The sequence below is a fragment of the Rhodococcus sp. NPDC003322 genome (assembly GCF_053589555.1).
Genome location: NZ_JBSFSC010000002.1, coordinates 881,433 through 903,518 on the forward strand (window position 1 = coordinate 881,433; position 22,086 = coordinate 903,518).

A 22,086-nucleotide genomic window follows, 5' to 3' on the forward strand; every position below is an offset into this window, starting at 1 on the left:
GGATCCGCACCCTCGCGGTACGCAAGAACCAACCAAGCGGACCCGGACATCCTTTCGTCACGCCCCGAAGGCGGACGACGAAAGGAAGTTTCCATGGACCTCCAGACCCCGGTGAGCGACGAGACGATCGCGTCGCTCCGTGCGTCTCTGACCGGCTCTGTCGCCCTTCCCGGTGAACCCCTGTACGAGTTGGCGACACCGTGGAACCTGGCCGTGCCGGTGACCCCGCGTGCGGTCGTCGTGGCCGCGGACACCGGCGATGTCGCGGCGACTGTCCGCTTCGCGGCGGAGCACGGTCTCCGGGTCGCGGTGCAGCGCACCGGCCACGGTGCGGTCGCGGTGAGCGGTGACGTTCTGTTGGTGCACACCGGGCAACTGAACGAGTGCGTCGTCGATCCCGGCACCCGTACCGCGCGCGTCGGTGCCGGGGCGATCTGGCAGGACGTGCTCGACGCGGCGGCGCCGCACGGCCTGGCGCCGCTGACCGGCTCCTCCGCCACCGTCGGCGTCGCCGGCTTCCTCACCGGCGCGGGGATCGGCCCGCTGGTGCGCACCTATGGACTGTCCTCCGACCACGTGCGGGCGTTCGACCTCGTCACCGGCGACGGAGCGCAGCTGCGCGTCACCCCGGACGATCACGCCGAACTGTTCTGGGGCCTTCGCGGTGGCAAGGCGACCCTGGGGATCGTCACGGCGGTCGAGATCGATCTGCTGCCGATCAGCCAGATCTACGGTGGTGCACTCTATTTCGACGGTGACGACGCCACGGCGGTTGCACATGCCTGGCTCGACTGGTGCCGCGACCTGCCCGAGCACAGCTCCACCTCCATCGCCTTCCTCCAGTTGCCGCCGTTGCCGCAGATCCCGCCGCCGCTCGCCGGGCGGCTGACGCTCGCCGTCCGATTCGCCAGTGTCGCAGCGGAGAATGACGCCGCGGCCGAACTCGCGCGACTGCGCGCGGTGGCGACGCCACTGATCGACGCGGTCGGCCCGATGCCGTACGCGGCGCTGTCCGCGATCCACGCCGACCCGGTGGACCCGATGCCGACCCACGAGTTCAGCGCCCTCACCCATGCGCTGCCGCACGAGGCCGTCGACGCGCTGCTGGCGGTGGCCGGACCCGGTTCCGGGTCGCCGCAGACGGTGATCGAGCTCCGGCTGCTCGGCGGGGCGCTGGGCCGCGAGCCCCGGCACCGCAGCGCCTTCTGCCACCGGGACGCCTCATTCGCGCTGATGGTCGTGGGCGTGCTGGCTCCGCCCGTCGCCGAGGCGGTCGTCGAACACGCCCGGGTCGTCGAACAGGCCGTGGCGCCCTGGTCCACAGGGGGGACCCTGCCCAATTTCGCGGCCAGTGCCGACCCGGAGCGGATCGCCCGGTGCTACGACGAGGACACCCGGCACTGGCTCAGCGCGCTCGCGAACGAGCACGACCCGAACGGCGTCCTGCGCGTGGGTCAGGTCGCGCGCCTCACGGTGTGACCGGTGTTCGCCGGGATGAACAACGAACCAATCGAAAGGCTTCACAGTGAAGATAATTCGGACCTCCGCCTGCGTGGTCGCGGCGTGCGCGACGCTCACCCTGGCCGCCTGCAGTTCGCCGGCGCACTCGGTCGGACACAGCGGCCATGGCGGGTTCAGCGGATCGAGCGGATCGAGCGGATCGAGCGACGGCCCGGGAACCCAGTTGGGTGAACAACACCCGCTCGGTAACGGGATGTCCCGAACCTACGTCGTGCGCGACGAGGCCGGGCAGCCCGCCGAGGTCGGCATCCGGATCACCGCGTCCGCGCTCGACGGGCTGCCGGACGGACCCGATGCGCAGACGCAGATGGTCATGCTCGAGCTGCCCGCCGGCGCGGAGGACACCGGATTCGACAACGTCATGCTCGACTGGAACCCGCACGGGCACGAGCCGGAGGTGCTGTTCGGTGATCCGCACTTCGACATGCACTTCTACACCGATGACGTGCAGCACGAGATCGACCCTGCCTCCCCGGATTTCGCGCAGAAGGCCGCGCACCTCCCGGATGCGAAATACATTCCGGAGGGCTACGTGCCGCCGCCCGGTCCGGCCGAGGCGAACGCGGTACCGTTCATGGGCCTGCACTGGACCGACAGCGCGGACAACCCGATTCCCGGCGTTTTCGACTTCACCGAGGTGCTTCTCAACGGGTCGTGGGACGGCAGGTTCACCTTCATCGAGCCGATGATGACCCTGGAATGGCTGAAGACCCGCCCCTCCCTGCAGGAGCAGGTCAAACAGCCGTCGTCCTACCAGGAGACCGGGTACTACCCGACCACCTACTCGGTCCGATTCGACGAGAGCGCGCAGGAGTACGTCATCGCGCTCGGTGGCATGACGATGCGACAGGCATCGTGACCTGCCCGGCCGCGCCGCCCGCTGCGGTGCGGGCGGCGGTGCCGCTTCCATCGAACGGTTGATTTCGCCTCGCGGGCGGCGGTTCGGGATGCCGGTGCGTCACAACCCTGATGGGATCGGGTAGTGGGCCGTCGACCGGCCTCGGCACCGACTCAGGAGGGCAGCGATGACCGCGGACGAAGTCGAGATCGCACCGCCGGCCGACCGGCGAACGTGGATCGGTTTGGGGGTGCTCGCGGCCGGCCTGTCGATGATCGTCGTCGACGGCACCATCGTCGGGGTCGCGTTGCCCGTGATCATCGACGACCTCGACATGGACCTGACGGACGCCCAGTGGGTGAACAGCGTCTACTCGGTGGTGTTCGCGGCGCTGCTGCTCACGGCGGGCCGCCTCGGGGACCGGCTCGGCCGACGGTCGATGTTCATCGCCGGGGTGCTGGTGTTCATGCTCGGCAGCGTGCTGGCCGCGCTCGCCGGGAGTGCCTCCGCGCTGATCGCCGCCCGGGTGGTGCAGGGAGTCGGCGGCGCGTTCGTGCTGCCGACCACACTGTCCAGCGTGAATGCCACGTTCCGCGGACGGGACCGGGTGATCGCGTTCGCGGTGTGGGGCGCGGTGATCTCCGGCATGGCGGCGGTCGGCCCGCTGCTGGGGGGCTGGCTGACCACGTACTTCACCTGGCCGTGGATCTTCGTCGTCAACCTTCCGATCGGGGCGGCGGTCATCATCGGGGCGCTGCTGACGGTCCGCGAGACCCGCGCGACGATCACGGTGCCGGGCCTCGATGTGGACGGCCTGCTGCTCAGCGCGATCGGGTTCGGCGGGGTGATCTTCGCGCTCATCGAGGGGCAGAGCCTCGGCTGGTGGACCCCGATCGCCGAGTTCAGCGTCTTCGGGTTCACCTGGCCTGCGGACGCGCCGGTGTCGGTGGTCCCGGTCGTCGGGGCGATCGGGGTCCTCGCGCTGGTGCTGTTCGTGCTGTGGGAGCGGCACCGCGCGGTCGGCAGCCACCGGTCGGCGATCCTCGACCTGACCCTGTTCGCGGTGCCGACGTTCAGCTGGGGGAACCTGACGGCGCTGGCCGTCGCGATCGGCGAGTTCGGTCTGCTGCTGGTCCTGCCGCTGTTCCTGGTCAACGCGCTGGGCCTGTCGACGATGGGTGCCGGGCTGGTGCTGGCGGCGATGGCGTTGGGGGCGTTCGCATCCGGAGCGGCGGCCCGGCACCTGGCCGCGGCGCTCGGCGCGACCCGGGTCGTGATCCTCGGGTTGGCGCTGGAAGCGGTGGGCGTGGCGGTGGTCGCCTCGTTCGTCTCGGCGACCGTCTCCCCGTGGCTGCTGGCGGTGCTGCTCGCCGTGTACGGGGCGGGGCTGGGGCTGGCGTCCGCGCAGTTGACCGGCACGGTGCTGGCGGACATCCCGGCGGAGAAGTCGGGTCAGGGATCGGCCACACAGAGCACCGTCCGGCAGCTGGGTGCGGCGCTGGGATCGGCGATCCTGGGTGCGGTGCTGTCGGTGTCGTTGGCGCACACGCTCACCGACCGGCTCGAGCCGGTGCCCGGGGTGCCGGAACCGGTGCAGGAGCAGTTGGTGACCGCGACGCGGGACTCGGCGGGCGGCACCATTTCCGGGTTGCGGGAGCAGGGCGAGAGCGGCCGGCTCGGGCCCGCGGGACCGGAGGTCACGACCGCGCTGGCCGAGGGATTCGGTGACGCCACCCGCGTCTCGCTGTTCGCCGCGGCCGGGTTCCTCGCGCTCGGTCTGGTGAGTGCGACGGCGCTGCACCTCCGAACCCGAAGGGATGGAGCCGATCTCGCGTGATCACCGGTCCCGGTCGAACGCCGCGACCACACGCTTCGGCGCGGTCAGCCGCCACGCCTCCTCGACCAGCTCGGCGAGCTCGTCGGGGTCGACGCGGCCGATCACCACGTCGACCCAGCCCCACCGGCCGAAATAGGGCGGGACGCGGAACACGTCCGGGTTCTCGTCGACCAGCGCCGCCTGGTCGTCGCGGGTCGCCTTGAGGCACACCGTCGGGGCGTCCGAGCCGAGCAGGGCGAAGATCTTGTTCCGAACCCGGTACGTGGGCTGGTCACCCCAGCTCGGGACCACCACCTCCTCGGCCTCGGGCAGGGCCAGCAGCATCGCGCGCACTTCCCGTCTGGAGGCCATGGTTCCTTTCTAGCGCAGACGCGCGGCACGGGCTGTGAGACGGTGGGATCGCCGCCCCACGACACTCGAGGAGGACCGCCCGTGCACACCGCCACCGTCACCGTCGGGGACCTGACCGCGCACCTGTCCCGGCCGTCGGGAACCGACCCGGACACCGGAGGCGCGATGCTGCTGTTGCCGATGATCACCGGCATCGACGCCCAGGTCCGCGAGTACGCCGCCGACATCGCCGCCGCGGGGATGACGGCGCTGGTGTGGGATCCGTGGCACGGACCGAGCGCCGACGACACGCCCCGGGAGCGGCTGGTCGAGTTGATGGGGCAACTCGACGACGAGCGGTGCCTCGCCGAGATGCGGACCCTCCTCGACCACCTGCGCTCGGACCTCGGGTTCGAGCGGGTCGGGGTGATCGGCTGGTGTCTCGGCGGGCGGCTCGCGCTGCTCCTCGCTGCCCGGGACCCGCGCCTGGCGAACGTGATCGCCTACCACCCGTCGATCTACGACCCGCCGGCCCCGAACCACACCCTCGACACCGTCGCGGCCGCGTCGGACATCGCGGCCCCGGTGATGATCCTGCACGCCGGCGCGGACGTCGTGATGACGGCGGGCACGCTGGGACGGCTACGCTCCGCCCTGGAGTCGCGTCCGAGCGGCGCGACCGTCGTGCACACCTACCCGGGCGCCGAGCACGGGTTCAGCTCCCGTGCCCGGCAAGACGGTCCGGTGAACGCGGCGGCCTACGCGGTGTCGTGGCCGCAGGCCCTCGCGTTCGCGTCGGCGACGGTGTCCTGAGCCGGTTCAGCCCGTCGTCGCCAGCGCGGCGGCGAGGCCGAACACGACAGCGAGCGCGGCGACCTCGACGGTTGCGCGTCGCAGCGAATCCCGTTCGGGGGTGCGGTGGCCCGCGGCCGCCGGGACCCAGGTGCGACGCCACCACCAGCCGAGCGCGGTCAGCCCGGCCAGGCCGACGGCCTTGGCGAGCAGGATCCGTCCGTAGCCGGTGTCCACGAGCGCACCGACCCCGCCGAGCGCGACGGCGGCGTCGACCACGCCGGTCACCGCGAGGGCGGCGACGCACTTCCGCGCCAGGTCGGAGTAGCGGGGAAGCAGCGTCGCCCACGCCCCGCGGCCGCGGAGCAGCAACGCCATCGCGAGCAGCGGGCCCAACCACAGGGCCGCCGCCAGGACGTGCACGGCGACGAGCACCGAACCGAGCGTCTGCGCGGACATGTGCCCGGTCACCGGGCGGGCGAGCAACGCGACGGCGGCGACCGCCGCGATCGGAGTCAGCGGCCACTGCGCCCCGCGCCGGTACCCGACGGCGGCGACGACGGCCACGGCGACGGTGCACGCCACCGCCGCGGCACCGAGCTGGCCGACGCTGATCTGCGCGACGAACCGGCCGAACGCGGCGGGGCTCAGGGCCCCGGCCGCGACCTCACTGGTCTGGGCGGCCTCTGCGACGAGCAGCGCCGCCTCCGTCACCGCCCACGCGCCCGCCGTGACGGCCAGGGGACGCCACAGCAGGGGACGTGGCACGGCCGGTCGACGGTCGCCGCGCTGCAGCAGGTCGAGGACGCACAGACCGAGCACCGTCGACCCGAGCAGGTCCGCCAGCACCCGGATCGTCGCCGCCGCATCGGGCCCGGCCGGTGCGGCGAGCACCCACGCCAACCCGACCCCGGCCAGCGCCGCAGGCACCGCGAGCAACAGGCGCTCCGCACCCGTGCGCCTTTCCGGTAGCCAGAGCTGCCAGAAAGGCGCACGCGCGGCGGAGCCGCCGGTCACTGCTTCGGCTTGCGCAGGGCGAACGCCAGCCCGCCGCCGAACACCACGACCGCGGCGACGATGAACGGCCACAGCGGCACACCAGAGCCGTCGTCGTCGGAGCTGGAGCCGCCGCCGGCCGGGGCTCCGGGGGTGCCGGTGCCCTCGGTGGTCAGCGTGAACGTGCTGGTGCCGCTCACCGGATGCCCGTCCGCGGAGGTCACGCGGTACGCGATCGTGTACTCGCCGACCGGTCCGAGTTCGCCGACAGGGACGCTGATCGACGGGCCGGACACCGTCGGGTCACCCTTCGACCACAGGTTCCCGTCCGGACCGACCACCGTCAGCGACGCGAAGCTGGACTGCAGCGGCTCGTTGAACGTGACGGTGACCTGCTCCGGTCCCGACGCGACGGACGCGCCCGACTCGGGGCTGGTCGCGATGGCCGCGGAGTGCGCACCCGCCACCCCGACCCCGGTCAGCGCGGCGAGTGCGGTCAGCACCCCGACCACGAGGACGCGCAGGCGGGCGCTCATGAGCGCCGGCTCCGGACCAGGGCACCGAGGCCGAGCGCGGCGCCGAGCGCACCGAGGACCAGACCGATGCCGCCGAGCCAGCGGGCGGTGCTGTCGGTGGCGTCGACGTCCTCGGCGGTGGTGGAGGCGTGGGCGCCGTGGGCGTCCCCGGACTCCGATGCCTCGGCCAGCGTCAGGCTCGGGGTCGGCTTGTCGGGTTCGGCGCCGTCCGGGCCGGGCTGCTGATTCCAGGCGACGACCTGACCGTCGCTGTAGGTCTGCACCGCGGGGAAGGACACGGACTCCTGCTCCGGCAGCGGTCCGGCGGACAGCGCGAACTGCTGGAACTGGCCCGGGCCGACGGCCACGCCGGGGTCCGCGGTCCAGGTCACCGCGGTGGCCTCCCCGGTCGACGGGTCCTTGGTCACCTGCGAGGTCCAGCCCGGGATCGGTTCGGTGCGTGCGGACTTCAGGTTGGGGAGGGTGACCTCGAGCTTGGTGGTGCCCGCGGTCTCGGACTCGGTGGGCACCTTGAAGGTCAGCACCGTGTAGCCGCCCTGGGCGGCGTCGGGGGCGACGACGCCGACGTGGGCGGTCGCGATGCCGGAACCGCACAGGAGCAGCCCGGCGGTCGCGCCGGCGACGAGCGCGGCGCGGGAGGAACGGATGTTCATTTGTCGTCTCTCGTTCGAGTAAGGGTTCGTCGGTGGGCTGTCAGGCCACCGACGGGGGTCCCCGTCTCGAGACGACATGATCGAGGAATCGGTGCGGGAGGGTTTCGGGGGTCGTCGGGACGGCGCGTCGCGGATGCGTCCGCGGGCCTCCCGCGGGTCCGCGCAGGACGACGCGCAGCGCCCGGGTGATCGGCCCGTACAGCCGCTCGGCGGCCAGGATCAGCGCCGTGCACACCGCGGTCGCGGTCGCGTGCGCGGCGAGCATCGACATCCCCCGCGCGCCGACATCCGAATGCTGGTGGGTCAGCGTGGTCGACAGGGTCAGGTGCCCGACGAGTTGCCCACCGATCAGGGTGGCGACCAGGGTGGCGCGGTTGCCGCGCGTCGTTGTCGCCAGGCCGGCGGCCACCGCACCGGCCCCGGCGCAGCACAGCACCAGCAGGGTCAGTGCCGCGGACGTCGGGTAGCCGCCCCCGCCGAGGCCGTGCCCGGCGACCGAGAGCGCCGCCGTCAGCGCGCCGACCGCACCGCCACGCAGGGTGGCGGCGTCGGTGGCGCGGGGCGACGGCACGGGTGCGTTCGGGAGGTCAGCGCACGCCGAGCCGGGCGAGCAGGTCGGCTTCGACGCCGTCGAGTTCCGCCGCGATGGCCTGATGTGCGGCCCTGCGGCGCTGCGCGGGCATCTGCTCGGATGCGCGCACGGCGGTCTCGAGTTCGCCGAGCCGACCGCGGACAGCGGCGAGGAACGAGGCGGTCTCGGCGTCGGGGAATCGGGTCGCGATCTCGTCCGTGGTCCGTTCGGCACCGGCGATCCGGGCGCTCAGGCGCGCGCCGTGTCCGGTGTAGTTGCCGAGGTCCTCGGCGGCGATGCCCATCCGGCCGGCCTTCTGCTGGTCGAGCTGGCCGCGCACTGCCATCGCGCCCCGGTAGGCGAGCGGCGCCAGGACCGGGGTGAGCAGCCGGGCGATGCCGAGGTACCGGCGCACCTGGCCCACGCTGATGCCGGACCGGTTGGCGGCCTTCTCCTGCGCTTTCAGGGTCGCTACCTGCGCTTTTTCGACCTTCTTCGCCGACTTCGCCTCGGCCCGCATCTTCTTGCGTTCGTTGCGGGCGCCGTGCTTGGCCTCGAGCTTCGCCTTGTGTTTGAGCGCCTTCGCCTCGGCACGCCGGGTTGCGCGGGACTTGCGTTTCTTGAACAGACCCATCCGGGTGGCCCCTCCATCTGGTGCTCGAGCGCCGAAACACTGCCGACTACAGGGTATCGGTGAGACCGCGTCGGCCCGCCTCCGGAGTCGGGCGGGTGCGCGGGCTGTCGGACCGGCGGACCATAATCTCTTTTATCGTGAATTCTTCGCAAGGCCCCCGGCAGCCGACCCGGCCGGTCGACACCGCAGCCGCCCCGACGGGGCGGCGGCCGGTGCTCATCGACCCGAGAGCGTTGACCGGGTGCCGGCATCGCGTCCACCTCGACACGGCGTATCCCCAGGTCGTCGCCGACGTTCCGGAGGACATCGGGGTGCAGCAGCGGCGGGAGGCGGCACGGGCGTTCCGGGAGGCGATGCGGGACCGATTGATGACGGTGCCCGCCGGGCACAGTTGGCTCATCATCGACCCGACCACCCCCGCGGGCGAGCGGGCCGCGGCCACCCTGCAGGCGTGCGCCGACGGCGTCGACCGGATCTGGGGCGCGGTGCTGCCGCTGGAGTTCGACACCGGTCGGCGCGGGCGGGCCGAGCTGCTGATCCGGGACCGGGAGCGGGGTGGCTACATCCCGGTGATCGTCGTCAACCACAAGGTCACCGATCCGGGCAGTGGTGCGGTGACCTCCGGCCTCGACGACTGGGCACCGGCGGTCGACGAGACCAGGAAGGTGCGGGCCCAGCTGCGTGACCAGTTCCGTCTCGCGCAGATCCACCGGATGCTCGAGCGGCACGGGCACGCCAGCCCCGGCGTGCTCGGCGGCGCCATCGGCTACGGCGGCGAGTGCATCCTCGTGCACGACCTGGCCGAGGTGCTGGACCAGTACGACGAGCGGTTCGCCGACCGGATCGCCGTCGCGCGGGGAGAAGTGCCCACCGCGCCGTCGCAGCTGGGGGAGTGCCGGTCCTGCCCGTGGTGGCCGGACTGCAAGGCGTCGCTGACCGAGGCCAGGGACGTGAGCCTGGTCGCGACGGGGTCGCGGGCGGACGTGCTGCGTGGGGCGGGCGCGAACACCATCGACGCGCTCGCGGCGTGGGACGGTCCGCCGCCGGAGGACTGGCAGGGCAACGGTTTCGAGGACGCGGTGGTACTCGCGAAGGCGTGGCTGTCGGGAGTGCCGCTGGTGCGCCGGTACGCGGAGGTGACGGTGACCCGTGCCGACGTCGAGGTGGACGTCGACATGGAGAGCTACCAGGAACACGGCGCCTACCTGTGGGGCACCCTGCTCACCGAGGGCGGGGTGACGCAGCCGTACCGGCCGTTCGTCACCTGGGATCCGCTGCCGACCGTCGACGAGGCGCGCTCGTTCGCCGAGTTCTGGACCTGGCTGACGGAGACCCTCGAGCGAACCCTGGCGCAAGGGAAAACCTTTGCCGCCTACTGCTATTCGCGGTCCGCAGAGGACAAGTGGCTGCTGGACTCCGCCACCCGGTTCGCGGGACTGCCCGGGATCCCGACGAAGGCGCAGGTTCGCGCGTTCATCGACGGACCGCACTGGGTGGACATCTACCAGGCGGTGAGTGACCAGTTCATCTGCCCGAACGGCAAGGGACTCAAGAAGATCGCGCCGGTCGCCGGGTTCCACTGGCGGGACGCCGAGGCGAGTGGCGAGGCGTCGATGAGCTGGTACCGAGAGGCCGTCGGGTACGACGGAGAGTCGGATCTCACCCAGCGCGAGCGGTTGTTCGTCTACAACGAGGACGATGTGCGCGCGACGAAGGTGTTGCGGGAGTGGATGACTGACCGCGCCGAGGTCGAGGTGCCGCTCGCCGCGGACCTGTAGACGGGGCCCGGGCGGCCCGTAACACCGCGCGCCGCGGACAACAGATCTTCCCGATGCACGAGTGTCGTCTTCGTCGTCGGTCGATGAGGGCGCATCCGGATCGGCGGTTTGTGTATGACGCTTGAGCTGCGAAAACGTCGATTCGCAATTGCCCGTGTCGGTGAGTCCGCGTGAGCTAGTGTGCCGCCGTCGGGGGTGTCCGATCGGTCGGGTGCCCGTCTTTGCTCGTCGAAAGGGGAGTGCCATCGTGGGCAAGAAGATCATGCGGCGGGGTGCGTCGATCATTGGTGCCGTCGCGGTCGTCGCCGGCGGGGTTGTCGTGAGTGGGGTGGTCGGCGCGGGAACCGCGAATGCGGTTTGCATCGAGGATGGCCATGGTGGGTGCTATTTGAACCAACAGCCGCTCTTCCCGGGGTCTGCCGGCGAGTTCCTCGCGGACGCCCATCTCGCCGTCATTGACGCCTTGTTGACTGTTGGCCCCGTTCTGGTGTCCTTCTCCTGATCAGCGGAACGGCACGGGTCTCGAGAAGACCGCACCGGTCGTCGATTCCACTGGCGGGCGGCGAGGCGTCGACGGGCTGGCACCGGGAGGCGGTCGGGTACGACGGCGAGCCGGTTCTCACCCAGCGGGGGCGGTTGTTCGCTGCGACAGGGACGACGCGCGTGCGCCGAAGATGCGGCGGGAGTGGATGACCGACCTCGGTCGAGGTTCCGCTCGCCGCACAGGCGAACGAGGACTCCGGGGGCTGACCCCCGGAGTCCTCGTCGAAAACCAGTGTGTGAGAAGGGCTACCGCGGGGTCATGCGCAGTGCACCGTCCATGCGGATGGTCTCGCCGTTGAGGTAGTCGTGCTCGACGATCATCTGCGCGAGCTGCGCGTACTCCGCCGGCTGGCCGAGGCGGGACGGGAACGGCACACCGGCCTCGAGGCCCTTGCGGTACTCGTCGGTGACGCCGGCGAGCATCGGGGTGTCGATGATGCCGGGGGCGATGGTGTTGACACGGATGCCGTACTGGGCGAGGTCGCGCGCCGCGGGGACGGTCATGCCGTGCACGCCGCCCTTCGACGCCGAGTAGGCGATCTGGCCGATCTGGCCCTCGAACGCGGCGACCGAGGCGGTGTTGATGACGACGCCGCGCTGGCCGGATTCGTCGACTGCGTCGGTCTTGGCGATCGCGTCCGCCGCCAGGCGCATCACGTTGAACGTGCCGAGCAGGTTGACGGTGATGACCGTGCGGAACAGTTCGAGGTCGTGCGGGCCGTTCTTGGACAGGATGCGGCCCGCCCAGCCGACGCCCGCGCAGTTGACGACGGTGCGCAGCGGCACACCCGAGGCGACGATCTGGTCGACCGCGGCCTGCACCTCCTCGGCGCTGGTGACGTCGGTGGGGATGAGGGTGACGCCGGCGGGGACGCTGTCGCCCGCGCGCTCGATGGACTGCGCGAGGTCGAGCCCGAAGACGGTCGCACCGGCCTCCGCGAAGCGCTTTGCCGTGGCGGCGCCGAGCCCGGAGGCCGCCCCGGTGACCAGTGCCGCGGTTCCCTGGATTTCCACTGTCGATCCCCTTTCGTGACGGCCATTACTTGGGCGTCCTAGTACTTGCTGAAACGATAACGCAGGACGCGTGAGATCTTTGCGGGTGCGCAGACCGGATCCATCGACATGTGCACCGGAGGACCTGCCCCGTACCGTCCCGAGCGGAACGCAGATCCTGCTCGCGTACGTGCAGGACCACTCAACCGACCGTTCCTGCCGTGTCCCGGGCCGCTGCTGCGCCTTGGATGGAGTTGCGTTGAAGGTCCCGTACCGCGCCGGGAAGTGCGTGGTACGGGATGGTGTTCAATGCTGTGACCTGTGAAAAGTTGTCATTCGAATTCCGTACTGCAAAGTCGGTTTCGCGTCTATCCTGGCGCCGATCATGCTGGGCGGCGGACATCGTCGCACCCGCGTCCATGTCGGGAGGAGATCGGGGATGGCATTTCGGGCTCGGGTGGGCGCGCTGCTGCTCGTGGCGGCGACGGTCGTGGGCGGTGGGTTGACGGTCGGCAGTGGAATCGCAAGCGCGGACTGCCAGGGCAATGACCCCGACTATCTCTGCATCAACGAGCGGACGGGGGCGTCCGGGTCGGTGGAGAACATCGATGTCGGGCAGAACTGGGCAAAGAGCATGACGCCCGGTAGCACCACTGAGTTCAGAATTCAGCTGAGCCTCAATGAAAACGCCGAGCGAGCTATCACGAAGATCACCCATCGCCCACCCGCGGGATTCGTGCTGAGGAGCGCCGGACTGGCCACGGGACCGCGGACCTGGCCGAAGAAGACGGGATTGGACTTCACCTACGAAGCCAACCCGCTAACCGGTGTCGTCACCGTCACGGCGCCACCGGAGGGATGGCTACTCCAGAGGAATGACACGTACAGCGGGGTCATCAGTCTGTACCTGTCGTACGACGTGCTGCGGCTTTCGCCGGGTACGACTGGCGTCACGGTCGCAGCGACCGATCTGCCCGAGACGGCGGAGGTGGCGACTGGGACCATCGACCCGTTTTCGTCGCTCGGCGGGTACGACTTCAACAGCTCCGACGTGGACTTCGGCAGCCTCGCGACCGGCTCCGAGACGGGTTCGAACTGATCCACCTTCCAGTCACCTCCGGGTGGCGCGACCACCACCTCGACCGGAGGGTCTCGACGCGTCTCGCAGACCGTGTGGGTGTCGCGGGCGCGATGGTCGGGGACCGTGATTCTGGTTCGTTGCCCCGGGTGGTCGCGGTGTCCGATCCGTAAGTATGGAGTCGTTGCGTACAACGCTTGACCTGCGGTGATGTGGATTCTCGAAAGCGGCGTGCGGGGTGGATGGCGGGTTCTGGTCTGTCGCCGTCAGGCGATGGCTGTGTCGCCCGTCATTTGCACATCGAAAATGGAGTGACAACAGTCTCGGCAGCTCCGGCAGTGCCGACGGCTTCGGCCGCGTCGATTCGGGCGGTTGGGGGGCGTAGGGGCTGGTGACCGTCGGGCGCCCCGGACGGTCAGGCGCAGTCGATGCACCGCCGGGCGGCGGGCAGGGCGTCCAGGCGTTCCGGGCTGATCGGACCTCCGCACTTCTCACAGGTCCCGTAGGTGCCGGTGTCGAGGCGGCGCTCGGCGGCGTCGAGTTCGTCGAGGTCTCGCCGGGCCTCGGCGAGCAGCGACGCCGTCTGGGCGCGCTCGAACGCCACGGTCGCGCCCTCGGGGTCGTGCTCGTCGTCATCGGTGGTCAGGTGCGACCCCTCGATGATCTCGGCGAGCCGGGCGTTGAGGAAGTCGATGCGGTGCGCGGCGTCGGCGCGTTCGGCGGCGATGCGCTGACGCGACGTGACGACGCCTGATTCCGGAAGCGTCATACCCGGTTCAACGTGAAACCGCTCGGATCCGATACCCATGGTGGTCAGTCCGGGGTGTGGAAGTTCGTCAGCTCGTAATGGAGCGTCGGCGTGCGCATCACCTTGTGCGTCGCCCGCACCAGCACCCCTTGCAGGACGGGGAAGCGGTGGTCGATTGCGTGCGAGGCGGCCTCGTTCTCTGGTCCCGACAGCAGCCGGGCGGTTGCCGCGACGGGCTCCGGTCCGGTCGGCTTGCCTGACCAACTGCAGGGGCTCAACCGCACCTCGGGGAAGTTGCGCAGGCGCTTGTTCTTCGACGCCCGGCCGGGGGTGCGGAAATAGGTGTGGGTGCCGTCGACGGCGATGTTCACCGGTGTGTCCACCCAGGTCCCGTCCCGCTTGCGGGTCTGCAGCAGCACCACCTTGGCGGCGGCGACGGATTTCGGGGGTACCTGTTCGGTCATGTCCAACCCCTCCCGTGGGTGACGACGTGACACCTCCAGTGTCCTCCCGACACCGCCGCGACGGCGGTCTATCGACGATCTTCCAGCGGCAATCCGACCGATCAGTCCTGTGGCTTCACCTGGTCGATGCCTCGGGAACGCATGGAAGGCTCGCAGGGCGATCGACGACCACCCGGCGTCGGCCGCGGAACATGTGTCGCGCCTGCCCGGCGGCTCACCCTCGTGCGGCCCGGTTAAGCTCCTGCACTCATGGCACTCAGCGCGACCCTGTACACCTTCACCCTCCAGTTGGCCGACGTCGATCGCGGTGTCTACCAGGACCTGGAACTGCGGGTCGCGCGGCATCCGTCCGAAACCGCCGAGTTCATGCTGACGCGACTGTTGGCCTACTGCCTCGAGTACGAGGACGGCATCGCCTTCAGCGTCGGTGGGGTGTCCACCGCCGACGAGCCCGCCGTCCTCGTCCGCGACCTCACCGGCCGCCTCACCGCCTGGATCGACATCGGCGCACCCGACGCCGACCGCATCCACCGCGCCGCCAAACTCGCCGACCGCGTCGCCATCTACACCCACCGCGACCCGGCGAAGGTCCTGGCGCCGCTCACCGGCAAGCGAATCCACCGGGCCGAATCCATTCCTCTCTACAGCTTCGACCGCTCCTTCGTCGATGCGGCTGCCGCAGCCGTCGAACGCCGCAACACCGCCGCCATCTCCGTCACCGAGCGGTCGCTGTTCCTCGAACTGAACGGAACGGGTTTCAGCACGCCGATCGAGGAGCATCGCCTCGCGTAGTCGGCCCCGGCTCAGCGAATCCCGTCCCGCCGCAAGGCGATCGAGACGGCGGCGGCCCGCGAGTCGACGCCGAGCTTCGCGTAGATGTGCGCGAGGTGGGTCTTCACCGTGGCCTCGCTGATGAACAGCCGCCGGCCGAGTTCCTTGTTCGTCAGCCCCTCCGCCAGCAGCGCCAGCAGTTCCGCCTCGCGGGCGGTCAGGGCCTGGTCCGGGCGGCGCATCCGGTCCAGCACCCGCGCCGCGACAGGCGGCGACAGCACGCTCTGGCCGGTGACGGCCCCGCGGATCGCGGCGAAGATGTCCCGGGGCGCGGAGTCCTTGAGCAGGTAGCCGATCGCGCCCACGTCGAGCGCGCGGACCACGTCGGCGTCGGTGTCGTAGGTGGTGAACACCAGCACCGGCTGCTCGGGCCGGTCGGCACGGATCCGGCGGATGGCCTCCACACCGTCGATCCCGGCGCCAAGCGCGAGGTCCATCATCACCAGGTCGGGGGAGCGGTCGGAGCACAGTGAAACGGCGTCCTCGCCGCTGTCCGCTTCGCCGACCACCTCGATGTCCGTCTGAGAGTCCAGCAGGGCGCGCAGCCCGGCCCGCACCACCAGATGGTCGTCGACCAGCAGTACGGAGATCATGACGCGTCCCCGACCGGGATCTGCGCCGCGACGACGGTGCCCTCGCCGGGGGAGCTCTCGACCGCGAACGTGCCGCCGAGTGACTCGACCCGCTGACGCATCGCGAGCAGCCCGAAGCCGCCGGCGTCGCCGACGACGAAGCCGACGCCGTCGTCGTAGATGTCGAGGGCAACGGCGCCCGGCAGGTACGTGAGGGTCACTCCGACAGTCTGCGCGTGCGCGTGCCTGCGGATGTTCGACGCCGCGCTCTGCGTGATCCGCAGCAGCGCGTGCTCGACGTCGGACGGCAGCGGCACCGCCTCGCCGACCACGCGCAGCTGCGCGGAGGGCACGTAGCCGCGGACGGCCGCCAGGAGCGCGGCGTCGAGGGACTGGGTGGCCAGGTCCGGCGAGCTGAGGTGGTGCACGAGGTCGCGCGTCGCGGCGAGATTCTCCCGCAGCAGCGTCGTCGCGGTGCGGACCTCGCCCCGGGACCGCTGCCCGGGTTCCATCTCCTCGGCGGCCTCGAGGTGAAGCAGCGCGCTCGTCAGCCCCTGGGTGACGGTGTCGTGGATCTCGCGCGCGAGCCGCTCCCGCTCCGACAGCACCCCGGCCTCGCGCTCGGTCTCGGCGAGCTTCGACTTGGCCTCGACGAGTTCGCCGAGCAACCGTTCGCGCTCGGCGCTGTCCCGTTCGACCTGCCCGTACGCCAGGACGACCAGCGCCCCCGTGCACAACGGGGCCAACAGGACAGCCCACTCGGTGCGGCCGCTGAACGACGCGAACTCCACACCCGCGAAAACCGCGAGGGCGGCGACGATCAGGTACGCAGTCCACCGGGGAAAGGCCCGGGTGCACAGGAAGAAGATCGGGAACGCGGTCCACGCGAAGCTCGGCGCCAGCCACACCAGCGCCACCCACGTCGTCAGCACCGGCCACACCCACGGCTGCCACACCCCGCCGCGGCGGGACAGCACCACGATCACGGCGTACAGCGCAGCCAGCACGACGATCAGACCGGCGACGACCACCCATCGCCCGCTGATCCCGTGGTACGTCAGGTACCGCGCCGTGGACGCCGCCAGCAGCACGTAGAAGGAGAGGTGGATCGCGACGCCCAGCGGGCCGCGGAGGGCCTTGTCCTGCACCGCGCCGATCCTACGGACGACGGAGTGGCCGCGGATCGGCCATTCGGATGATCCGGTGCCACCCGAACGGCCGACACCGGGGCAGACGGGCGGGCGATGCCGAACCGGGGGTTCCGGGGCGAGGCTCGAATCGATCGATTAACCACCCGACGAAAGGTTCGACGATGACCGTCTCCCGCCGCCTGCCCCGTGCCCTTGCCATCACCGTGCCCGCGGTGGCCCTGCTCGCCGCGACGGCCTGCGGTGCGCCCGAGGACGCCGCCGCGGCGCCGACCACCGAGATGACCCCCGCCGCGGTGGTGTCGCAGCAGCAGGCCGACGGTGACGCGGGCACGGTGAGTGCGAACCGGCTGTCGGTGGCCACGGCCGGTCGCGCCGCGCAGGCCGCGCTGGCCAAGTGCCAGGCCGACGGACTCGGCTTCGTCACCGTGTCCGTGGTCGACCGTGCCGGCAACGTGCAGGCCATGCTCCGCGGCGACAACGCCGCCCAGCACACTGTCGAGGCGTCGCGGGCCAAGGGCTACACCGCCGTAGCGTTCGGCGCGAACACCAGCGACCTCGCCGGCCGCGCGAAGGGCGACGGCCCGACCGTCGCCGACCTGCCGGGCACTCTGTTCCTGCCCGGCGGGGTCACGGTGAAGGTGGGCAACGCCTCGATCGCCGGCATCGGGGTCGGCGGTGCACCCGACGGCAACGCCGACCAGGCCTGTGCCGCAGCGGGTCTCGCCGCGATCGCGGGAAGTCTGAAGTGAGGTCCGGGGTCGCGGCCGCGGTCCTGACGGCCGCGGCCCTGACCGTGAGTGCGTGCGGAAGCGGGATTCCCATCGAGGGTGACTCTCCCGCAGCTGTTTCGAATGTCGAGACCGCACCGCCCGAGACCCCGGCCCCGCCCGCCGCGACGGGCGGAGCCCCACCGGCGTCGACGCGCGAGCTCGAGGACGCGTTGTTCGCTGCCGCCCGGACGAACGATGCGGATGCGGTGCGCGAGGCGTTGATTCGCGGCGCCGACCTCGAGGCCCGGGGAGAGGGCGACCGGACTCCGCTGGTCGCGGCGACGAAGGGGAACGCGGTCGCCGCGGCCACTGCGTTGATCGAGGCGGGTGCCGACGTGAACGCCAAGGACAGCATGCAGGATTCGGCGTTCCTCTACGCCGGCGCCGAGGGCCTGAACGAGATCCTCGCCCTCACCCTCGCCCACGGCGCGGATGTGTGGAGCCTCAACCGTTTCGGCGGAACAGCGCTGATCCCGGCAGCCGAGCACGGGCATGTCGAAACCGTGCGGACGCTCATCCGGGCGGGTGTGCCGGTGAACCACGTCAACGACCCGGGTTGGACGGCGCTGCACGAGGCGATCGTCTACGGCGACGGGTCGGCGCGGTATGTCGATGTCGTCGGGCAGCTGCTCGACGCAGGCGCGGAACCGTCCATCCGCGACGCGCAGGACCGCACCGCTATCCAGAACGCGCTGCAGCGGGGCCAGCACGAAGTGGCGGCGTTGCTCCGCGCCCGCGGCGACAGGTGAGGAACGCAGCGTTGGTCGAGATTTGGTGCCTAACGCTGTGACCTGCGCAAAGTCGTCGGTGCGATTTCGCGGTGACGCGCCGGTGCGATCGCCTGTCCTGCGGGCCGTCGGGAGGGGGGAGGGCATCGGGCTCGTCGGCTTCCCGCCGCGGAGGGAGAGCGTGTCAACGGCAGGGCGTGCAGTGCGTGCGGGTGGGTCGGTGCTCGCGGCGTTGACGATCGTCGGGAGCGGTGCGCTGGCTGGAGCGGATGCTGCAGGAGCAGAGTCCTCCAGTTCAGATCTCGAGGAGGCATTCGGAGACTTCGTAGGGGGGTGATAGACAGTGTCTTCGTGGTCGACGGGGTGCCGGACTGCTACCCGACCAACGATACCGACGTCGGCCCGGGCGGAATGCCCTGTGACGACTGCCGTTATCAGAACCAAGTGACGGTCGGGGGCTTCGGAGTGAGACTCACAGGCCCGGACCAGGTGAGCCCTGGCGACACCGTCGTCATGAGGGCAATCTTCACGCACGCCGAGTCTCGGGACTCGGCAGGGTTGGAGGTCACAAGCGTCACATTCCGTACTCCGCCCGGATTCGAGTTCGCCAGTGGAAGGCCAACTCTCACGTCACCAAGTGCAGCCCTCGGTGCAATCTACAAGTCCGATCGCGACACCGGCGATGTCACGGTGAGTGCCTATCCCGTCGGGTGGTCAACTGCTGAATCCGGCTCGGTCAAAGTGGAGCGGTGATGTGACGGTCACGGCTTCCTCGGGGTCCATGCGCATCCCCACCGGGCAGAGTGCCTCGGAATTCTTCTCAGGTGCCGTCCGCATGGAGCTGACCTACGTGGCAACCGAGTTCGTCGGTGACGGGGAAACCTCGCTTCGATTCAGCGGTACCGGGGTGCCGGACTCGGGTTGGGTGGCAATAGGTCCCACCCGGGGGGCTGCCTGATCTCGGAGGGTTCTCCGGCAGTCTCGATCGCGGTGACGGCGGCTACGGGGCGTAGGAGCACGCGCCAGCCGCCTACCGGTCGAGGTTTCGTGAGTCTCCTCGACCGGCAGTGCGGTCTTGTCGCCGAACTCGCGAGGAGGAACGCGGATGAGACCGATTCGACGGTATCTGCGATCGTCCTGTAAAACCCAAGTAGCCCAACAAGTGCGATCGTTGGCTGTGAGGTGCGTGCAGCGGCTGGTCGCTGATCGTTGCGGTGTAAGCGTTTAGCGCTTCGGCCGGTGGGTGTGAATCTGATCGATTTCGTCCGGTCCGTCCGTACCATCCTCTACGGTGTGCGGGCGATCGGGGCGCGGGGGGGCAATGGGCCGACCGGCTTCCGGCGCAGAGGGAGATCGTGATGGTGGGTCGTGTGGCGCGTGCGGGTGGTGCGGCGCTTGCGGTGTTGGCGATGGCCGCGGGTGGTGTGGTCGCCGGTGGGGGTGGCGCGGGGGCGTTCTCCGTGGATCCGGGTTCAACCGCCGGAGCGCCGGTGTGTAAGCCGTTCACCGACGAGGACGAGCTTCCTCAGGCCCTCTGTGACGATCTCCGATTCGAGGCGTACGCGCCGGTGGGGGACTTCGATGTGTGGCTCTCGGGGCGTGAGCGTGTGTACGCTGGTGAGAACCATGCGGTGCGAGCAGGTTTCAGGGCTCGCAAGGCCGGTGTCGAGCTCTCGAGTGCGACCGTCCGTACCCCGCACGGCTTCGAGTTCAAGGGCGGGACGGTCAAGCTGAACGGCACGGAGGTCGAGGCGACCTTCACGGTCGATCCCGCGACCGGGGATGTCACGGTCGCGGCCCCCGGTGGTGGTTGGACAGGCAACGTCAACATGGAGTTGACCTATCGGGCGGGCGGGCTCTCACTGACCGCTGCGGAGACCGCGTTGCGGTTCAGTGGCAGCGGGGTGCCTGATTCGGGGTGGGTGCTCAAGGGGGCCACCAACACGCTGCTTGTGCCCAGCTGGTTTGACGTTATGGACTGGTCTGGCAGCAGTCAGCAGGCCGAAGGTGAACCCGCGTAGAGCTGCGGGTGTCCGGGCCGGGTGCGGTCCGGTGAGACCGCACCCGTGTCCGAAGAACCAAGGGGTGAGGTCTGATTCGCCGATCACCGGCCCATCGGCGACGACCGGTACCGCCGTGTCCGGCTGCGGATCGTCCGGCAGTTCCGGCTCCTGAACGCCACCGCCGGCCTCGAGTTGTCGAGGCCACCGGTGCTCGGCCGACGAGATCTGGCAGAACCCCGTGCGTCCCTTGCGCGGGATACCAGATCGGATCTCGGTCACCGACCACCGATGAGTCCGGCTCGGTCAAAGTGGAGCTGACCTACAAGGTGAAGGAGCCGGTGACCAACGGGGAGTCCGCGCTTCGCTTCAGCGGTACCGGTATTCCGGAGTCGGAGTGGGTGGTTACGGGCGCAACCCAGGGTGCCCCTGAGCCCGGCGGCTCAGGTAGCTCCGGTTCCTGACGGCTGCCGACCGGTCGAGGGCTCTCGGGTGCCTCGACCGGTCGGGCGGCGGTGTGCGACGCGCCCAGTGCATGACACCGACCGCGAGGGCCAGCACTGCGGTCATTCTGAAACCGAAAGGGCGGCGGCGTCGCGGCACGCGCCTGGTGAATGGCGATCCACCGATGCGGCGTTTAACGCTTTGACCTGTGTAAAGTCGCAACTCGATTCTGCGTTGGCGTCGCGCTTCAGCCCATACTCTTGGGCGCTGTCGGGGGGTGTGCGCGCGGGTATCGGGCTCGTCGGCTTCCCGGCGCGGAGGGAGATCGTGTCGATGGTGGGTCGGATTGTGCGGGCGGGCGGGGCGGTGCTGGCGGCGTTGGCGATTGTCGCGGGTGGTGCGTTGGCCGGGGTGGGTTCCGCGGGTGCGCAGTCGTCGGAAGAAGGGTTCCAAGGGTCGGTCGGGGATCTTCTTTTTGACTTCACCGTCATCGGATTTCCTCCCTGCCCACCGATCTCGCAGGACAACATGCCGTGTGACGATGGGCGGTTCAGCAGCCGAGCGGTCGTCGGGGACATCGGCGTGGGGTTCAAGGGAACCAGGGAACTGGATCGTGGTGACACCGCCCAGATGGAGACGACCTTCTGGGTCGAGCCCCCGATCTTCGATCAGCAGCCGAATCTGCAGATCGCGAGCACGACGGTCCGAACCCCACGCGGCTTCGTGTTCACCGGTGGGGAGGTGAAAGCCGGTTTGGCCCAAATGCTCGACGCGACATTCGCCGTCGACCCGGCCACCGGCGACGTCACCGCCACGGCCCCGGCGGGCGGGTGGGCGATACCCAGCTACCAGAACTCCGACGGCCGATTCAGGACCGGATCGGTCACGGTGGTGCTGAACTACGAAGCAACCGAGTACGTCAGCCAAGGGGAGGCCGCTGTGCGCTTCAGCGGCACGGGGACCCCTGAGTCCGATTGGGTTCTGACAGGAAAGACTCAGGTCGTTCCTGAACTCGTCAGCACCATCAACTCCGGGAGCACCGTCGGTAGCTCCAGGCTCTTCGGCAGCTCCGGCTCATGACGGCTGTCTGCGGTCGACGGGGAGCTCCCCGACCGCAGTCCGGCACCCTCCGATTCGGGCGTGTTTAACGCATTTACCTGCGCAAAGAAGCATTGCGATTCCACGGCGTTGCTCGGTTTCATCCGATACCCTTCGGCAAGGTCGGGGGTGTGGGGGCGGGCATGAGGCCGTCAGCTCCCCTGTGGAGGGAGATCGTTT

The 22,086-nt window shown here is 70.1% G+C and carries 23 protein-coding genes and 1 pseudogene; 13 read left to right on the top strand and 11 right to left on the bottom strand.

Translation table 11 applies throughout. The features are described from left to right. Window positions 1-93 precede the first annotated feature (93 nt). The 3 genes from ACWDUM_RS10395 (at window position 94) to ACWDUM_RS10405 (ending at window position 4,196) form a co-directional block, all read left to right on the top strand. Window positions 94-1,479, top strand: coding sequence for an FAD-binding oxidoreductase (locus ACWDUM_RS10395; RefSeq protein ID WP_450133895.1), 1,386 nt, complete (start codon window positions 94-96; stop codon window positions 1,477-1,479). Between the two features lie 235 nt (window positions 1,480-1,714). Continuing rightward, window positions 1,715-2,380, top strand: coding sequence for a DUF5602 domain-containing protein (locus ACWDUM_RS10400; protein ID WP_450133896.1), 666 nt, complete (start codon window positions 1,715-1,717; stop codon window positions 2,378-2,380). A 166-nt stretch (window positions 2,381-2,546) separates the two neighbouring features. Continuing rightward, entirely contained in the window at window positions 2,547-4,196 is a 1,650-nt protein-coding gene (locus tag ACWDUM_RS10405) for an MFS transporter (protein WP_450133897.1), read from the top strand. On the opposite strand, the gene ACWDUM_RS10410 is transcribed toward ACWDUM_RS10405, so the two are convergent. Next, window positions 4,197-4,547: an MmcQ/YjbR family DNA-binding protein gene (locus ACWDUM_RS10410; protein ID WP_450133898.1), complete on the bottom strand. Its 351-nt coding sequence runs from the start codon at window positions 4,545-4,547 to the stop codon at window positions 4,197-4,199. Between the two features lie 81 nt (window positions 4,548-4,628). Between ACWDUM_RS10410 and ACWDUM_RS10415 the strand changes: the two genes are divergently transcribed. Then, window positions 4,629-5,339 carry a dienelactone hydrolase family protein gene (locus ACWDUM_RS10415; RefSeq protein WP_450133899.1) on the top strand — a complete coding sequence of 237 codons (711 nt, stop codon included), beginning with the start codon at window positions 4,629-4,631 and terminating at the stop codon, window positions 5,337-5,339. A gap of 6 nt (window positions 5,340-5,345) precedes the next feature. Here the strand turns inward: ACWDUM_RS10415 and ACWDUM_RS10420 are convergent, their stop codons facing one another. The 5 genes from ACWDUM_RS10420 to ACWDUM_RS10440 form a co-directional block, all read right to left on the bottom strand. Beyond that, complete coding sequence (locus ACWDUM_RS10420; protein ID WP_450134194.1) at window positions 5,346-6,260, bottom strand: copper resistance D family protein; 915 nt, start codon at window positions 6,258-6,260, stop codon at window positions 5,346-5,348. Between the two features lie 71 nt (window positions 6,261-6,331). Further along, a complete protein-coding gene (locus tag ACWDUM_RS10425) occupies window positions 6,332-6,850 on the bottom strand; it encodes a copper resistance CopC family protein (RefSeq protein ID WP_450133900.1) in 519 nt (172 codons plus the stop codon). Further along, entirely contained in the window at window positions 6,847-7,503 is a 657-nt protein-coding gene (locus tag ACWDUM_RS10430; protein ID WP_450133901.1) for a YcnI family copper-binding membrane protein, read from the bottom strand. The genes ACWDUM_RS10425 and ACWDUM_RS10430 overlap by 4 nt, the downstream gene beginning before the upstream one ends. Before the next feature lie 40 nt (window positions 7,504-7,543). Beyond that, window positions 7,544-8,074: a hypothetical protein gene (locus ACWDUM_RS10435; protein ID WP_450133902.1), complete on the bottom strand. Its 531-nt coding sequence runs from the start codon at window positions 8,072-8,074 to the stop codon at window positions 7,544-7,546. 16 nt (window positions 8,075-8,090) lie between these two features. Next, window positions 8,091-8,708, bottom strand: a complete 618-nt coding sequence (locus ACWDUM_RS10440) for a DUF6474 family protein (RefSeq protein WP_450133903.1) — start codon at window positions 8,706-8,708, stop codon at window positions 8,091-8,093. Window positions 8,709-8,920: 212 nt separating this feature from the next. Between ACWDUM_RS10440 and ACWDUM_RS10445 the strand changes: the two genes are divergently transcribed. The 3 genes and pseudogenes from ACWDUM_RS10445 to ACWDUM_RS10455 all read left to right on the top strand — a co-directional run. Next, window positions 8,921-10,486, top strand: coding sequence for a TM0106 family RecB-like putative nuclease (locus ACWDUM_RS10445; RefSeq protein ID WP_450134195.1), 1,566 nt, complete (start codon window positions 8,921-8,923; stop codon window positions 10,484-10,486). Between the two features lie 247 nt (window positions 10,487-10,733). Next, entirely contained in the window at window positions 10,734-10,988 is a 255-nt protein-coding gene (locus ACWDUM_RS10450; RefSeq protein WP_450133904.1) for a hypothetical protein, read from the top strand. Then, a pseudogene (locus ACWDUM_RS10455) lies at window positions 10,969-11,184 on the top strand (TM0106 family RecB-like putative nuclease); the annotation flags it as partial. The gene ACWDUM_RS10450 and the pseudogene ACWDUM_RS10455, both read left to right, overlap by 20 nt. Before the next feature lie 91 nt (window positions 11,185-11,275). Here ACWDUM_RS10455 and ACWDUM_RS10460 read toward each other — a convergent pair. Continuing rightward, window positions 11,276-12,043 carry an SDR family NAD(P)-dependent oxidoreductase gene (locus ACWDUM_RS10460; protein ID WP_450133905.1) on the bottom strand — a complete coding sequence of 256 codons (768 nt, stop codon included), beginning with the start codon at window positions 12,041-12,043 and terminating at the stop codon, window positions 11,276-11,278. 418 nt (window positions 12,044-12,461) lie between these two features. Here ACWDUM_RS10460 and ACWDUM_RS10465 point away from each other — a divergent pair, with 418 nt between their 5' ends. Beyond that, entirely contained in the window at window positions 12,462-13,121 is a 660-nt protein-coding gene (locus tag ACWDUM_RS10465) for a hypothetical protein (RefSeq protein ID WP_450133906.1), read from the top strand. Window positions 13,122-13,515: 394 nt separating this feature from the next. On the opposite strand, the gene ACWDUM_RS10470 is transcribed toward ACWDUM_RS10465, so the two are convergent. Then, on the bottom strand, window positions 13,516-13,869 hold the full coding sequence (locus tag ACWDUM_RS10470; protein ID WP_450133907.1) for a TraR/DksA family transcriptional regulator: 354 nt from the start codon (window positions 13,867-13,869) through the stop codon (window positions 13,516-13,518). 44 nt (window positions 13,870-13,913) lie between these two features. After that, the gene (locus ACWDUM_RS10475; RefSeq protein ID WP_450133908.1) at window positions 13,914-14,312 is read right to left on the bottom strand and encodes a PPOX class F420-dependent oxidoreductase; all 399 of its coding nucleotides are present in this window, start codon (window positions 14,310-14,312) and stop codon (window positions 13,914-13,916) included. A 249-nt stretch (window positions 14,313-14,561) separates the two neighbouring features. Between ACWDUM_RS10475 and ACWDUM_RS10480 the strand changes: the two genes are divergently transcribed. Continuing rightward, window positions 14,562-15,104 (top strand): YaeQ family protein, encoded by a 543-nt coding sequence (locus ACWDUM_RS10480; RefSeq protein ID WP_450133909.1) that lies wholly within the window; start codon window positions 14,562-14,564, stop codon window positions 15,102-15,104. Window positions 15,105-15,115: 11 nt separating this feature from the next. On the opposite strand, the gene ACWDUM_RS10485 is transcribed toward ACWDUM_RS10480, so the two are convergent. Both ACWDUM_RS10485 and ACWDUM_RS10490 read right to left on the bottom strand, forming a co-directional pair. Continuing rightward, entirely contained in the window at window positions 15,116-15,736 is a 621-nt protein-coding gene (locus tag ACWDUM_RS10485) for a response regulator (RefSeq protein ID WP_450133910.1), read from the bottom strand. Beyond that, complete coding sequence (locus tag ACWDUM_RS10490) at window positions 15,733-16,872, bottom strand: sensor histidine kinase (RefSeq protein WP_450134196.1); 1,140 nt, start codon at window positions 16,870-16,872, stop codon at window positions 15,733-15,735. Before ACWDUM_RS10490 ends, ACWDUM_RS10485 begins: the two co-directional genes overlap by 4 nt. A gap of 155 nt (window positions 16,873-17,027) precedes the next feature. On the opposite strand from ACWDUM_RS10490, the gene ACWDUM_RS10495 reads away from it, so the two are divergent. From ACWDUM_RS10495 to ACWDUM_RS10510, 4 genes are all read left to right on the top strand, one after another. Beyond that, window positions 17,028-17,615 carry a GlcG/HbpS family heme-binding protein gene (locus ACWDUM_RS10495; RefSeq protein ID WP_450133911.1) on the top strand — a complete coding sequence of 196 codons (588 nt, stop codon included), beginning with the start codon at window positions 17,028-17,030 and terminating at the stop codon, window positions 17,613-17,615. Continuing rightward, complete coding sequence (locus ACWDUM_RS10500) at window positions 17,612-18,385, top strand: ankyrin repeat domain-containing protein (RefSeq protein WP_450133912.1); 774 nt, start codon at window positions 17,612-17,614, stop codon at window positions 18,383-18,385. Before ACWDUM_RS10495 ends, ACWDUM_RS10500 begins: the two co-directional genes overlap by 4 nt. 1,337 nt (window positions 18,386-19,722) lie before the next feature. Then, the gene (locus ACWDUM_RS10505; RefSeq protein ID WP_450133913.1) at window positions 19,723-20,385 is read left to right on the top strand and encodes a hypothetical protein; all 663 of its coding nucleotides are present in this window, start codon (window positions 19,723-19,725) and stop codon (window positions 20,383-20,385) included. Window positions 20,386-20,895: 510 nt separating this feature from the next. After that, window positions 20,896-21,888, top strand: a complete 993-nt coding sequence (locus ACWDUM_RS10510; RefSeq protein ID WP_450133914.1) for a hypothetical protein — start codon at window positions 20,896-20,898, stop codon at window positions 21,886-21,888. Window positions 21,889-22,086 lie beyond the last annotated feature (198 nt).

Excerpts from the sequence above, each read along its gene's own strand:
- ACWDUM_RS10495 (WP_450133911.1), top strand. The coding sequence starts at position 17,028 with ATGACCGTCTCCCGCCGCCTGCCCCGTGCCCTTGCCATCACCGTGCCC.
- ACWDUM_RS10430 (WP_450133901.1), bottom strand. The coding sequence starts at position 7,503 with ATGAACATCCGTTCCTCCCGCGCCGCGCTCGTCGCCGGCGCGACCGCC.
- ACWDUM_RS10470 (WP_450133907.1), bottom strand. The coding sequence starts at position 13,869 with ATGACGCTTCCGGAATCAGGCGTCGTCACGTCGCGTCAGCGCATCGCC.
- ACWDUM_RS10410 (WP_450133898.1), bottom strand. The coding sequence starts at position 4,547 with ATGGCCTCCAGACGGGAAGTGCGCGCGATGCTGCTGGCCCTGCCCGAG.
- ACWDUM_RS10465 (WP_450133906.1), top strand. The coding sequence starts at position 12,462 with ATGGCATTTCGGGCTCGGGTGGGCGCGCTGCTGCTCGTGGCGGCGACG.
- ACWDUM_RS10480 (WP_450133909.1), top strand. The coding sequence starts at position 14,562 with ATGGCACTCAGCGCGACCCTGTACACCTTCACCCTCCAGTTGGCCGAC.
- ACWDUM_RS10485 (WP_450133910.1), bottom strand. The coding sequence starts at position 15,736 with ATGATCTCCGTACTGCTGGTCGACGACCATCTGGTGGTGCGGGCCGGG.
- ACWDUM_RS10405 (WP_450133897.1), top strand. The coding sequence starts at position 2,547 with ATGACCGCGGACGAAGTCGAGATCGCACCGCCGGCCGACCGGCGAACG.
- ACWDUM_RS10440 (WP_450133903.1), bottom strand. The coding sequence starts at position 8,708 with ATGGGTCTGTTCAAGAAACGCAAGTCCCGCGCAACCCGGCGTGCCGAG.
- ACWDUM_RS10400 (WP_450133896.1), top strand. The coding sequence starts at position 1,715 with ATGTCCCGAACCTACGTCGTGCGCGACGAGGCCGGGCAGCCCGCCGAG.
- ACWDUM_RS10475 (WP_450133908.1), bottom strand. The coding sequence starts at position 14,312 with ATGACCGAACAGGTACCCCCGAAATCCGTCGCCGCCGCCAAGGTGGTG.
- ACWDUM_RS10505 (WP_450133913.1), top strand. The coding sequence starts at position 19,723 with ATGGTGGGTCGTGTGGCGCGTGCGGGTGGTGCGGCGCTTGCGGTGTTG.
- ACWDUM_RS10425 (WP_450133900.1), bottom strand. The coding sequence starts at position 6,850 with ATGAGCGCCCGCCTGCGCGTCCTCGTGGTCGGGGTGCTGACCGCACTC.
- ACWDUM_RS10395 (WP_450133895.1), top strand. The coding sequence starts at position 94 with ATGGACCTCCAGACCCCGGTGAGCGACGAGACGATCGCGTCGCTCCGT.